At 37.8% G+C, this 13,907-nt stretch carries 12 protein-coding genes and 1 pseudogene; 11 read left to right on the top strand and 2 right to left on the bottom strand.

The genetic code is table 11. From position 1 onward, the window contains the following. Positions 1 to 91 precede the first annotated feature (91 nt). Genes yycF through CYK55_RS11290 form a run of 5 tightly spaced genes read left to right on the top strand, consistent with a single transcriptional unit; the run spans position 92 to position 5,685 of the window. Positions 92 to 796, top strand: a complete 705-nt coding sequence (gene yycF / locus CYK55_RS11310; protein WP_019723593.1) for a response regulator YycF — start codon at positions 92 to 94, stop codon at positions 794 to 796. 4 nt (positions 797 to 800) lie between these two features. Continuing rightward, complete coding sequence (gene walK, locus CYK55_RS11305) at positions 801 to 2,642, top strand: cell wall metabolism sensor histidine kinase WalK (protein WP_034687009.1); 1,842 nt, start codon at positions 801 to 803, stop codon at positions 2,640 to 2,642. After that, a complete protein-coding gene (locus CYK55_RS11300) occupies positions 2,639 to 3,946 on the top strand; it encodes a YycH family regulatory protein (protein ID WP_034687007.1) in 1,308 nt (435 codons plus the stop codon). Before walK ends, CYK55_RS11300 begins: the two co-directional genes overlap by 4 nt. Positions 3,947 to 3,948: 2 nt before the next feature. Further along, the gene (locus CYK55_RS11295; protein ID WP_034687005.1) at positions 3,949 to 4,821 is read left to right on the top strand and encodes a two-component system regulatory protein YycI; all 873 of its coding nucleotides are present in this window, start codon (positions 3,949 to 3,951) and stop codon (positions 4,819 to 4,821) included. A 54-nt stretch (positions 4,822 to 4,875) separates the two neighbouring features. After that, positions 4,876 to 5,685 carry an MBL fold metallo-hydrolase gene (locus CYK55_RS11290; RefSeq protein WP_034687003.1) on the top strand — a complete coding sequence of 270 codons (810 nt, stop codon included), beginning with the start codon at positions 4,876 to 4,878 and terminating at the stop codon, positions 5,683 to 5,685. A 172-nt stretch (positions 5,686 to 5,857) separates the two neighbouring features. Here the strand turns inward: CYK55_RS11290 and CYK55_RS11285 are convergent, their stop codons facing one another. After that, a complete protein-coding gene (locus tag CYK55_RS11285; protein WP_034687001.1) occupies positions 5,858 to 6,520 on the bottom strand; it encodes a CPBP family intramembrane glutamic endopeptidase in 663 nt (220 codons plus the stop codon). A gap of 584 nt (positions 6,521 to 7,104) precedes the next feature. Between CYK55_RS11285 and groES the strand changes: the two genes are divergently transcribed. The 5 genes and pseudogenes from groES (at position 7,105) to CYK55_RS11260 (ending at position 12,071) form a co-directional block, all read left to right on the top strand. Then, positions 7,105 to 7,389, top strand: coding sequence for a co-chaperone GroES (groES, locus tag CYK55_RS11280; RefSeq protein WP_019723198.1), 285 nt, complete (start codon positions 7,105 to 7,107; stop codon positions 7,387 to 7,389). Between the two features lie 36 nt (positions 7,390 to 7,425). Beyond that, complete coding sequence (gene groL, locus CYK55_RS11275) at positions 7,426 to 9,051, top strand: chaperonin GroEL (protein ID WP_010736685.1); 1,626 nt, start codon at positions 7,426 to 7,428, stop codon at positions 9,049 to 9,051. 329 nt (positions 9,052 to 9,380) lie between these two features. Then, positions 9,381 to 10,786, top strand: a pseudogene (locus CYK55_RS11270) (PTS sugar transporter subunit IIC). Positions 10,787 to 10,858: 72 nt separating this feature from the next. Further along, entirely contained in the window at positions 10,859 to 11,131 is a 273-nt protein-coding gene (locus CYK55_RS11265; protein ID WP_034686996.1) for a hypothetical protein, read from the top strand. A 16-nt stretch (positions 11,132 to 11,147) separates the two neighbouring features. Beyond that, positions 11,148 to 12,071, top strand: coding sequence for a LacI family DNA-binding transcriptional regulator (locus CYK55_RS11260; protein WP_034686994.1), 924 nt, complete (start codon positions 11,148 to 11,150; stop codon positions 12,069 to 12,071). A 169-nt stretch (positions 12,072 to 12,240) separates the two neighbouring features. Here the strand turns inward: CYK55_RS11260 and CYK55_RS11255 are convergent, their stop codons facing one another. Then, positions 12,241 to 12,993 carry a MerR family transcriptional regulator gene (locus CYK55_RS11255; protein WP_034686992.1) on the bottom strand — a complete coding sequence of 251 codons (753 nt, stop codon included), beginning with the start codon at positions 12,991 to 12,993 and terminating at the stop codon, positions 12,241 to 12,243. A 190-nt stretch (positions 12,994 to 13,183) separates the two neighbouring features. Here CYK55_RS11255 and CYK55_RS11250 point away from each other — a divergent pair, with 190 nt between their 5' ends. Further along, positions 13,184 to 13,543 (top strand): DUF1827 family protein, encoded by a 360-nt coding sequence (locus tag CYK55_RS11250; protein ID WP_034686990.1) that lies wholly within the window; start codon positions 13,184 to 13,186, stop codon positions 13,541 to 13,543. Positions 13,544 to 13,907 lie beyond the last annotated feature (364 nt).

Here is a 13,907-nt window from a genome sequence, read left to right as displayed (position 1 = left end):
ATAACGTCCTATTTTTTTAGAAAGATGAAACCTGATAAGAAATGCGGTATAATAGAGCAGAATGACAATACTAACTAAGAGGTGGCTCTTTATGAAAAAAATACTAGTTGTCGACGACGAAAAACCGATTTCGGATATCGTCAAATTTAACTTAGCAAAAGAAGGCTATGACGTCTATACAGCATATGATGGGGAAGAAGCTTTAGCAAAAGTAGCCGAAGTGGAACCTGATTTGATTTTACTAGATTTGATGTTGCCAAAAATGGATGGCTTAGAAGTGGCTCGTGAAGTACGAAAAACGTTTGATATGCCGATCATCATGGTGACAGCTAAGGATTCTGAAATCGATAAAGTGTTAGGCTTGGAACTGGGAGCAGATGATTATGTGACCAAACCGTTCTCTAATCGTGAATTAGTGGCACGTGTGAAAGCAAATCTTCGACGTGGCGCTTCTGCTACCAAAGAAGTGGAAGAAGTCACACCTTCTGAACTGATCATTGGGGACTTAACGATCCATCCCGATGCGTATATGGTGACGAAACGTGGCGAAACGATTGAATTGACTCACCGTGAGTTTGAACTGCTCTTTTATTTAGCAAAACACATTGGTCAAGTCATGACACGGGAACATTTGTTACAAACCGTCTGGGGCTATGATTATTTTGGTGATGTTCGTACAGTAGACGTGACCGTTCGTCGTTTGCGTGAAAAAATCGAGGATAATCCAAGTCATCCTAGCTATTTAGTTACACGCCGAGGCGTAGGGTATTACTTGCGTAATCAAGAACAGGAGTAATTGGATGAAAGGAAAAGTCCGTTTTTTTCGATCAGTAAACTTCAAAATAGCTATTACATTTATTTTGATTTTACTGATCTCAATTGAAATTATAGGTGCTTATTTTATTAGAGGATTGGAACGTTCAACGATCAATACCTTTATCAAAGATATGAACCAAACAGTCGAAACATTAGCGACAACGATCAGTCCAGAACTGAATGGGAAAGGCAATGAAAGTGCGACTATCGATGATGTCAATGGGAATATCAAACGTTTTATTGAGACCAGTGCTTCAAGTGATATCATTGAGATTCGTGTCGTGGATGAAAAAGGCATCATTCGAGCAACGACAGAGGTAAGCGAACAAGGTTCAGTCGGCAAAAAGAATGATTACGTCGATATGAATGATTTTACAACCAAACGATATGTCGCATTAGATGATGACGGAAAACGAGTAAATATCAATATTCAACCGATTTTGTCCCCGACCGGCGACGCCGTCATCGGGGCTCTTTACGTCAAAAGTGATATCGAACAAAAATATTCAGAAATCAATAATACAGCACTGATTTTCTTTACTGCTTCGTTAATTGCTGCATTCATCTCAATGGTTGTGTCTGTTCTGGTCGCACGTTCCATTACGCAACCGATCGGTGAAATGCGTGAGCAAGCGATCCGCATTGCGCGTGGTGATTATAGCCGTAAAGTAAAGGTCCATGGTCAAGATGAATTAGGTCAGTTGGCTGAAACGTTCAACCAATTAGCAGAACGGATCGAGGAAGCGCAAGATACGATGGAAGCTGAACGAAATCGGTTAGACAGCGTTTTGTCACATATGACAGATGGCGTTATTGCAACCGATCGTCGTGGGAAGATCATTACGATCAATGATATGGCTGTCTCATTATTAGACTTGAAAAAAGAAGAAGCAATCGGACAGTCAATCTTGACTCTTTTAGCAATTGAAGAAGAATACACGTTACGAAAACTGTTAGAAGATCCGAATGAAATGATTTTAGATCGATCAACTGGAGCGAGAGAAGCTGACCAGATGATTTTACGCGTCGATTTTTCGATGATCCGTCGAGAATCTGGCTTTATCAGTGGGTTGGTTGCAGTTTTACATGATGTAACGGAACAAGAGAAAACAGAACGGGAACGTCGTGAGTTCGTATCGAACGTTTCCCATGAGTTGCGTACGCCTTTAACAAGTATGCGTAGTTATATCGAAGCACTGAGTGAGGGTGCTTGGAAGGACGAAGAAGTCGCACCGAACTTTTTAAAAGTGACCTTAGATGAGACCGATCGTATGATCCGCATGATCAATGATCTACTGAATCTATCTCGCATGGATACGGGGAATACTCAATTACAATTAGAATATGTCAATTTTAATGAACTCGTTAATTTTGTGTTAGATCGTTTTGATATGATGGTTGGTAATCAAGAAAAAAATTATACGATCCGTCGAGAATTTACGCAACGAGATCTGTGGGTCGAGATCGACACAGATAAAATCATCCAAGTTATTGACAATATCATGAATAATGCGATCAAATATTCACCCGATGGGGGAACAATTACTTGCCGGTTGCTTGAAACACATAACAATGTGATTTTAAGTATTACAGACCAAGGGCTAGGTATTCCTAAAAAAGATTTGAATCGTGTATTTGAACGTTTTTATCGAGTGGATAAAGCAAGAGCTAGAGCGCAAGGTGGAACAGGATTAGGCTTAGCAATCTCTCGCGAAGTAGTGAAAGCACATCATGGCGCAATCTGGGCAGAAAGTAAGGAGGGAAAAGGTTCAACCTTCTATATTTCTTTACCTTATGAACCGTATGAGGAGGAATGGTGGGAATGAAGATTTCTGAAAAATTTATACGAATTGGTTTGATCTTGATGGTTGCATTAAGCCTGTACTTCTCTTATGCAATTTGGTTGAGTCCAGCAGGGAAAATTTCAATCAACTTAGAAGAGAGCAATTCACAAGTGATTGAATCACAAAGCTATCGTAAAGCATCAGAAATTTATTTGCCTTTACACCTCACATGGTTTCAAACAGATACAGTGAAAGAAACGAATAGTGAGAACCTGATCTCTCAAATACATGGGTTGATCGAAGGTGCTCGTTTTGGCAAGCTGACAGAAGTCGTGGAAGCAGACCAAGAGAAGTTCAATCAAAAGAAGTCTCTCAATGAAGGAATCGAATTCTCTTATAACGCACCTTATCTACTCAGTGGCTATGTGAAAGCATTTGGATTGAATATTGATCTAGGTTCAGTCCAAAATGAAGATGTCTATTTTACGAGTGTCCAATTTGATCTAAAAGACGAAAAAGTTAGTTTTATTGATTATGATCAGCGGACGATTTATGAAGCCAGTCTATCGATGGATTGGAAAGAAATAGAACATGATTTGAATTCTTCAGATGTCAACTGGACACCTGTATTCAGAACGCCAGAAAGTATTGAAACACAGCACAGTATCAAAGAACCAATGAAACTAAAAAAATACAGTTATATCTTATCTCAGCAACCATACACCGTCTTTCGGAATGCTTTTTTTTCCCAGCCAGACACTGTTAAAAACAATGATGAAAGTATGGAATTGATTTTTTATGATGGCAATGAAACAATGACGATCCATTCAGAAAATCAGATCGTCGATTTTAGAGGAGATTTACCGACGATTGATGAACCAAACAATATTTTTACGGACAGTTTTCCTTATGTCAGCAAACTAGGTGGCGCGTTAGGCAATGTTCGATATTTTGATCGTAATAAGAATACAATCGATTATCGTATTTTTGTAGAAGGATTTCCCGTATTTGGTTCAGACAGTAAAGGAAAAGTTGGAATCGAAATCGGTAATGAGCAAGTGAATAATCAAGTAAGTATCCAGACGAGTTTAAATACTATCCAAGTCCCGATTCCTTCAGATGAAGAAGTCGAGTTGCCTAGTACCGACGATGTATATCAGGAATTAGTAGATAATGGGGCAGAAGAATCGAAAATCGAGTTGATTATTGTTGGCTATACATGGCAAAACATCGAAGAAACAAATCGGGTGGTTGATCTATTGCCAGAGTGGTATGTGAAATATCAAGGAGAATGGTATTCTGCAAATGAATTATTGTCCAAACTACCTGAGAAGGAGGCGGAGTAAATATGGATTTCAAAAAAATTGAATGGATTTTCTTCGTCGCCTTTTTAGGATTGAATGTTTTTTTGTTTAGTAGTTACCATGAATCGATCAACCAAGAGCATACGGTAATACGCTCAGATCAGACAGAATCGATCAAAAAACGGTTAGCAAATGATGATATTACTTATACGGGTGATTTTTCTTCAGAAAGTAAGCAAGGATACTATTTAAGTGCGGAAGAAACGGAACTGAGTCAAACGTTGTTCAAGTATCGCCAAGATAATAATCGAGGTAGTTTATTAGAGAGTGGAGTTTCGATCAATGATAATATATTGACTAAAACATTATCGGACTCTGAATCTGAAAGCAAAGTACTTGATCCCAATCGCATAGCAAGTTCACTCAATGACTTTTTGGATAACGAAGAAGATGTTTTATTTGGTAATGAATATATCTATATGAAAAATTTCTCTGTATTAGAAGGTGATTCTCCTGAAATCACAGCGAGCCAAACGTATGAAGGATTGCCATTCTATGATGATACAGCTAAACTTATTTTCTCCCTCGAAAAAAAGGGGGATGAGTATCGCATTTTGAAGTATACTCAAACCCATTTAATGAATATTGAACAGTTGCGAGAAAAAACAGAATTGCATACGGAAGAAGAAGCTATTAATACATTGTATGTAAATAATAAAATCTCTCGAGGATCGAATATCCTTTGGCGTCAGCTGGCTTACTCTCGTATTTTGAAAGTACGAGAGAAAAATGTGTATGTACCGGTATGGTATGTCGCAATTGAAACGCCGGATAAGACCTATCAGATCGAAACAGTCAATGCATTTAGTAATACGATTATTACAAATAATTCGATCCCAAAGGTGGAAGATCATTAAAAAAGTAGGTATAATGAAAAAAGTTTACAAAGTAAGAAGGGAAGTAGTAGTAAAATGGCTGAAGGAAATACAGCTTTTAAAATCAGTATCCTTGCAAGTGGAAGTTCAGGAAACTCATTATATATCGAGAGTGACAAAAAGCGACTTCTGGTAGATGCGGGACTGAGTGGGAAAAAAATTACTTCCTTAATGGCACAAATCGGTCGGACGCCCGATCAATTAGACGGTATTCTTGTGACACATGAACATCGAGATCACATTCATGGGGTAGGTGTTTTGGCGCGTAAGTACCATTTAGATATCTATGCAAATGAAAAAACATGGGAAGCAATGACTCCGATGATCGGAAATGTCCCAATTGAACAAAAACATTTATTTCAGATGGGGAAAGTCCAAACATTTGGCGATTTAGATATCGAGAGTTTTGGTGTTTCTCATGATGCAGCTTCACCACAATTTTATCGTTTCCATAAAGAGAATCGTTCGTTTGTCATGCTGACGGATACAGGTTATTGTAGTGATCATATGCGAGGGATCATTGAAAATGCAGATGGGTACTTGATGGAAAGCAATCATGATCTAGAGATGTTGCGTATGGGGCCTTATCCTTGGAATTTGAAACAACGTATTTTAGGCGATCGTGGTCATTTATCGAATGAAGATGGTGCGTTAGTGATGACTGATGTAATTGGCGATCGTACAAAACGAATCTATTTAGGCCATTTAAGTAAAGAAAACAATATGAAAGAATTGGCCCATTTGACTATGGAAAATATTCTTAAGGAAAAAGATCTAGGTGTGGGATATGATTTCAATGTGTACGACACTGACCCGGATGCTGCAACAGAATTATTTTCAATTTGATCAATCAGTTGTGACGGAAGTGATCAGCTCATAGAAATAAGCGGTAAAGTCCGAAAATTTGAAGGAATTTTTGGGCTTTACCGCTTATTTCATAAGGAGTTACCTCCTGAATACTATTTATTTTATTATAGGGAGTGCCTGATGATGAAAGTCACAGGCTTTTTTTATTATATTACAGTAAACCTTGTTGCAATGCCAATTGTACAATGACAACTAGAGTGTTCATACCAATATGGGTGATCATTGGTGCCCAGATTCGCCCAGTGGATCGGTATAATAAACTAAAGAAAAATCCTAAAAAGAAGTAGACGAGTAAATGCCCATCATTGTGTGCTAATGCAAAGAGCAAGGAACTAACACTTGCACCTATCCAAAAGTTGGTATAGTGACCAACGATGCCAAGAATACTTCGACGAAATACAAATTCTTCCATGATTGGTCCGGCAATAGTTGTAGCAATAATAAAAGCAGGAGTATCTAAAATCAGTTGGATAATATTTTGCGTATTTTCAGATGGAGAGACTTCTCCAAAAAAGAAACTCTCGATCATAACCGCAATACTTTGTAAAATCAGAGCGATAAAGATACCAATGACGCCATATAAAATGATTTTTGAGCGAGAAGCAACTGGAACGTTTGCTTCGATTTCGAGCGGTTCTTTATGCTTGAGGTACAAGAACCACAGAATGATTGCACCTAAGATATACGTAACTGTTGTTGCATTGATCAAACCTGACGTTGAATTTACAAGTCCGACAGATGTCAGAAGTAAAGGCGAGACAAACACTAGTCCGTAACAAAAAATGCTAAAAAAGCTATATTTTTTTAATGACATATGAAACCTCCTTGAGCTAAGAGAAAAGCCAAGTATAACTTTCTTTCTTGCTCTAATAATATAGGAAAAGTAACCTTTCGTTGAACTTTAAGTGAAGAAACTTAGTAGCTTAATCAACTTCTGTGTTACTGAACATGATCCATTATTCATTATACCATATCAAGATGTTTCTCTCTGATCAGTTAGTATTGATCGGCATTTTTACGATCTAAATAAACGGTGTTCAAGAAGCAACACTTCAATAATAAGACAAAAAAATCCAAAATGAAAAAGCTATTTTTGATTTTTCTGTCTTATTACTCAGTGCTGAACGCTTCTTTCACAACCTAGATAAACTGTGTTCAAGAAGCTGACCTTCAACATTAAGCTAGAAAATCAAAAAATATGAGGAGCTATTTTCTGATTTTCCATCTTACTGCTCAGGTCAAAACGCTTCTTTCACAACCTTCTTTAAAAAATTTTTTTCTATGATTTAAAAAGCTTGCAAAAGAATAGGAGAATGAGTATTATTAAAAATGTAGGTTAGCACTCGATGTGATAGAGTGCTAATGGATTCAAAAAAAGAGTTATCGGAGGGATTTATCGTGTTAAAACCATTAGGTGATCGCGTCATCATTGAAGTCGCGCAAGAAGAAGAAAAAACTGTTGGAGGAATCGTTTTAGCTTCATCAGCGAAAGAGAAACCTCAAACTGGAACAGTTGTAGCAGTGGGTGAGGGACGTTTGCTAGAAAACGGCGAAAAAGTTCCTGCAGCTATTAAAGTAGGCGACCAAGTAATGTTTGAAAAATATGCCGGTACAGAAGTGAAATTTGAAGGAACAGAATATTTGATCGTCTCTGGAAAAGATATCATGGCGATTGTTGAGTAAGTACAAAACAAAAATAATTGATGAGGTGACGAAAAAATGGCAAAAGAATTGAAATTTGCAGAAGATGCACGTGCAGCAATGTTACGTGGTGTAGATAAATTAGCAGATACAGTAAAAGTGACATTAGGACCAAAAGGCCGTAATGTTGTTTTAGAAAAATCATATGGTTCTCCGTTGATCACAAATGACGGTGTGACGATTGCAAAAGAAATCGAATTAGAAGATCATTTTGAAAACATGGGTGCAAAATTAGTTTCAGAAGTTGCATCTAAAACAAATGATATTGCTGGAGACGGTACAACGACAGCGACTGTATTGACTCAAGCAATTGTCCGTGAAGGTTTGAAAAACGTCACAGCTGGTGCTAACCCACTAGGTATTCGTCGTGGGATCGAATTAGCCACTAAAACAGCAGTGGAAGAATTACACAACATCTCAACTGTTGTTGACTCAAAAGAGGCTATTGCACAAGTTGCGGCTGTTTCTTCTGGTTCAGAACAAGTGGGCCGTTTGATTGCGGATGCAATGGAAAAAGTCGGCAATGACGGTGTCATCACAATTGAAGAATCTAAAGGAATCGAAACAGAATTAGATGTCGTAGAAGGTATGCAATTTGACCGTGGTTACTTGTCACAATATATGGTAACAGACAACGACAAAATGGAAGCTGTTTTGGAAAATCCATACTTGTTGATCACTGACAAGAAAATTTCAAATATCCAAGATATCTTACCTTTATTAGAACAAATCTTACAACAATCACGTCCTTTATTGATCATTGCTGATGACGTGGATGGCGAAGCATTACCAACATTGGTATTGAATAAAATTCGTGGTACATTCAATGTTGTTGCTGTAAAAGCACCAGGTTTCGGCGACCGTCGTAAAGCAATGTTAGAAGATATTGCTGTCTTGACTGGTGGTACAGTGATTACAGATGACCTAGGATTAGAATTGAAAGATGCAACAATCGAAAACTTAGGAAATGCTTCAAAAGTAGTTGTGGATAAAGACAATACAACAATCGTTGAAGGTTCAGGCGATAAAACAGCTATTGATGCACGTGTTCAATTGATCAAAAACCAAATCGCTGAAACAACTTCAGACTTTGACCGTGAAAAATTACAAGAACGCTTAGCGAAACTTGCCGGCGGAGTAGCAGTCGTAAAAGTCGGAGCAGCAACTGAAACAGAATTAAAAGAATTGAAACTACGTATTGAAGATGCGTTGAACGCTACTCGTGCTGCTGTTGAAGAAGGCATGGTCTCTGGTGGTGGTACAGCATTAGTGAACGTGATCAATAAAGTAGCGATGATCGAAGCAGAAGGTGACGTAGCAACAGGTATCAAGATCGTTACTCGTGCATTAGAAGAACCAATTCGCCAAATTGCTGAAAATGCTGGTTATGAAGGATCAGTTATTGTTGATAAATTGAAAAATGTTGATTTAGGAACAGGATTCAATGCAGCAACTGGTGAATGGGTAAACATGGTGGAAGCCGGAATCGTTGACCCAACAAAAGTAACTCGTTCGGCATTACAAAATGCAGCATCTGTATCTGCATTACTATTAACAACTGAAGCAGTTGTGGCAGATAAACCAGAACCAGCAGCACCTGCTGCACCAGCTATGGATCCATCAATGATGGGCGGCATGATGTAATAACTCCAGAAGAACCTTGTTCAATCAAGGTTCTTCTTTTTTTGTCTTCTTAGAAAAAAAGCATAAATAGGGTAAAATCGAGTGTGTCGTAATGAGATTTTACATTCATATTGTAAATAAAAATGGGGCAAATCACTAAATTGACAAGCGAATCATCAAATTGTTGTATGATTCTTTCATCGATTTCATCTATGTTAGAAAATTTATTTCCTTTAACATTTCTTTTACTCTTTCGCTAGCGAAGTTCACAAAGGTATGCTATATTTGTGATATCATTATAATGTATGCGCATTCATAGTGATGGAAGATCGAATTGTAGGAGGATGAAAATGAATAAATTGATGGAATGGATGGAGAGATATATTTTGCCAGTTGCCACGAAGATTGGTTCAGAAAAGCATCTGGTTGCTTTACGTGATGCGTTTATTGGAACCATGCCGGCAACAATGGCTGGGGCAATAGCTGTGCTATTGAATGCGTTTATGCGTGATTTTCCTAACACGTATCTAGGTGAAGGGAATGCCATTACGACTTTCTTTACACCAGTAATTGGTGTCAATGGCTTGATTTGGAATGGGACGCTAGCGATTATGGCAGTCGTATTCGCATTGTCACTAGGGGCAAATTTGGCAAAGGCATATGAAGTGGATCCTGTATCAGGAAGTATTGTATCTTTAGTTGCATTTATTATTGGATTACCTGATGCTGCCACAGCTGTTCTGACGTTGCCAGAAAAATTGTCACAAGATGCGATGAACATGATCACTACAGCCGGTGGTGTGCTTGCTGATGGTGCTGATGGCGGACAGACCTTATCTATGGGCGCATGGGGTTATTTCAACTTTGGGAAATACATGGGCGGTTCTGGTCTTTTTACAGCGATGATCTTTGGTTTTATTTCTGTTATCATTTTTGCATTATTGATGCGTAAAAAAATTATTATCAGAATGCCAGAATCAGTACCACCAGCAGTTGCACGTGCTTTTGCCGCAATCATTCCTGCAGTTGTTTCTTTATATGTTGTGGGAACGATCAATTATATCTTCCGACAAACAGCAGGGGTACCATTGATTGACTGGATTTCTGAAGCAATTCAAAAACCTTTGATGAATTTATCGCAAGGATATGGTGCAGTATTTATTATCGTGTTACTTGTTCATGTGCTTTGGTTCTTTGGATTACATGGAACAAACATCATGTCGCCAGTATTACAGACACTTTATGGTACAGCGATGGTCGAAAATACCAATGCTTTTCAAAATAATGAACCAATCCCTTCAAATGGGTAGCAGGTTCCTTTGAAGCATTCGTATGGCCTGGTGGTGCCGGCGTAACGCTGGTATTGATCGTCATGATTTTATTTTTATCAAAACGTGCGGATTATAAAACAGTCGGCAAGCTAGGGATTGCTCCAGGTTTGTTCAATATCAATGAACCAGTGATGTTTGGTCTACCAGTCGTATTGAATCCATTGTTGATGATTCCATTCATCGTCGCACCACTTGTAACGGCAACCATCGCTTACTTTGCGACAATGGCTGGCCTTGTTCGCCCAGTGGTGGTAAATGTGATTTGGGTCATGCCGACGATTATCAGTGGCTTCTTAGCAACCGCAGGTGATTGGCGTGCCATTGTCTTGACGATCGTCAATCTCTTAGTTGCTGCTTTGATTTGGGCACCATTTATCTTGGCTGCAAACCGTTTAGATCCTAATCTAGGTGAACCAGAAGAATAAAAGAAGCAAACTCCTTGCTATGAGACGCGTTTCATACCGTATACTCAAAGCATAAATAAAGGAGGGCTTCTTATGAATACCTATATCAAAGCAACGCAAGGCACCAAGAATCAATGTTTTTACGCATTTGTTGAGTTTAAAGATTCCATGCTCGTGTTGTCTAGTTTTCAAGGCCTTAATCGATCGGTGATCAAAAAAATCAATTTAGCAGATATTTCTGGTTTGACCAAGGATGATTATTGGGGTGGTCAACGAATCAGTTTCTATGACCAAGGAACATTGTATCAATTTTTCGAATGTGGACCTGCTGTGGTAGACTATCTACAAGAAAATCTTTTTGTATAGGTGGCGAACAGTAGTCATGGCAAACATCCGAGATATAGCCAAACGAACAGGATACTCTGTTTCGACGGTCTCCCGTGTCATCAATCAACATCCTTATGTCGATGAAACGAAACGAGCAGAGATCTTGAAAGTGATCAAAGAATTGAATTATGTGCCGAATGCGAATGCCAGACAATTAAGTTCTGGAAAAACAAAAAATATTGGTGTCATTTTACCTTATACCAATCACCCATACTTTGATCAGTTACTCAGTGGAATTATTGAAGTTGCTTTTAGTGAAGGATACAAAGTGACGTTGTTACCAACGAACTATCAAATCAAACGGGAACAACAATATTTGGAAGAGTTTGCAGCGAAAGCTTTTGACGGATTGATCATTACCTCAAGAGCGAACCCCTTAGAGTTATTGCTTAAATATCAACGCTATGGCCCTATGGTCTTTTGTGAGAAAATCGAAGGTTTAGAGGTAACGAGTGTCTACATTGATCGCAAACAATCGATTACTGATGGTTTATTCTTTTTAAAAGATCAAGGAGTCAAACGTTTGGGTGTAACTTTAGGGAGAACTGGTCGATTGAGTTACAATTCGAAAATCACATTGACGTTGTGTAAAGAGATTTTTCCTGAATTTAATGAAGCTGATGTCTACTGGCAGTGTATTGATACCAAACATGGGAAATTGGCTGGGGAATTTTTTAAGGAACGAGGAATTGATGGTATTTTCACGAATTCAGATACGGTAGCAGCCGGCATTCTTCAAATTTATAGAGACGAAAAAATCCCAATCGTCGGTAGAGAAAATATGCTGATCAGTGAACTGTTAGATTTTTCGACGATCGACCATCACTTGAAACAATGTGGCGAGACCGCTTTTCGTTTGTTTTTGAATGACACAATCGAACAGGTAAAAATTCCGTATACGTTTATTCAACGTACGTAAAAGAAATCGGGCTAGAAGTGTATAGCTTCAAGAAATAAGACAGAATCCATGAAATTTGTTTCTCGAATTTTGAGGGATTCTGTCTTATTTTGAAGAGGTTACTTCTGCTACAGCCGTTTATTCGAATTTAAAGTGTATATAAAGATTGATTTTTTTGTCATAGACTTTTTTATGCATTTTCTTGAATGATTTCGTTCAATGCTTTAGCGGCACCTTTGCCACTACGAGAATCATAGTATTCAGTAAAACGTTCATCTGAGATATACAGCATACCTAATCCTTTGTGGGCTTCTGCTTGATACGTGGGCCAACTAAATAATAGCCATTTTTTATGTGCATCAAAAATTTCTTTTGCAAGTGCCTGATTTGATTGGTCAGACAGATAAGACGTTAAATTCGTTAGTAATTGTTGCTCAACATCTTGCATTTCTTGATATTTTTCTTGGGAAAGGTTTTGCCATTGTTCGTTCGCTTTATCAATCGTTTCTTTTCCGTATTTTTCACGGACCTCTGTGCCATAGTTTGCTTCATTTTCAGTTATTTTTTGTTTTTTAAATCCTTCAAATTTTTCTTGGTCAGTCATTTTTTTTCCTCCTTTGAATTGTGCTAATGTTTGTTGGACGGTTGCCAGGAGAATATCGATTTCTGCTCGTTTCTCTAGTAGTTTTCTCTGATGTTCGATGAGTGCATGTTGATGATCAAAGGTAGGATCATCTAATAATTCGCGAATTTGATTCAGTGGAAAATCTAAAGATCGATAAAATAAAATTTGTTGTAGACGATCGATTTCTTGAGAACCATAGATACGATAACCAGCTGAATTGATCCGTTTGGGTTTGAGTAAATCAATTTCATCATAAAAACGTAGTGTACGGCTACTTACACCTGAGAGCTGTGCCATTTTCTTAATTGTGTACTCCATTGTTTTTCCTCCTGACAAAACTAGCATACTCCTTGACGTAACGAGAAGGTCAAGTGAAAAATCATCTTTTTTATCTAATTGATTATATGTTATACTATTAATCGAAGAGAGGGAAATCAAATTGTTTTTCATCGTCTTTATGAAAGCGATTTATTTTGTTGAGTAAAAAAATTAAGAAAAGAGGAAAAGTATGAAACTGATTGAAACCCCGATTACGAGCAACTTGAATATCAAAACTTTTTATCCAAAAATCGTTGATTTCTTTTTTAGAAATTCTGCTATTCGATTTTATAAACTATTTTCTTTAGATCGTACACAGATTTTGTTGATCGATACTTATAATCAAGTCCAATTAGTGATGATCAATACAAAAAAGAAAATCACTAAACAGGAAATTGATTATGCAATCAAAAAAGTGTTGAAAACAGAACGATCAGCGGTCAATATCCATGTAGGTGTCAAGCAAGAATTAGAAGAAGCGGGTGTTCAGTTCAAACGCCCGAATAAGGATATCGTCATTGTAGAACAAACCCTTGCAACGATTGCATAACTCGATCAATACAGCAAGAAAGTTATGGATGATCCTAAATTGAACAAGCGTTAGGAAGTGAAGCGCCTAAATTCCAAGATAGTTTGATCTTTGGATTTAGGCGTTTTTTTATAACTTAGATAAACGGTGTTCAAAAAGCTGACCTTCAACATTAAGCTGAAAAATCAAAAAATATGAGGTGCTATTTTCTGATTTTCCATCTTACTGCTCAGGACAAAACGCTTCTTTTACAACCTAGATAAACGGTGTTCAAGAAGCAACACTTCAATAATAAGCTAAGAAAATCCAAAATAAGAAAGCCGTTTTTGATTTTCTTGTCTTATTACTCAATGCTGATCGCTTCTTTCACCACCTCTTATCTTAT

This window comes from Enterococcus mundtii (genome assembly GCF_003957375.1).
Classification (GTDB): Bacteria; Bacillota; Bacilli; order Lactobacillales; family Enterococcaceae; genus Enterococcus_B; species Enterococcus_B spodopteracolus.
This window is presented reverse-complemented; position numbering and strand designations above follow the sequence as displayed.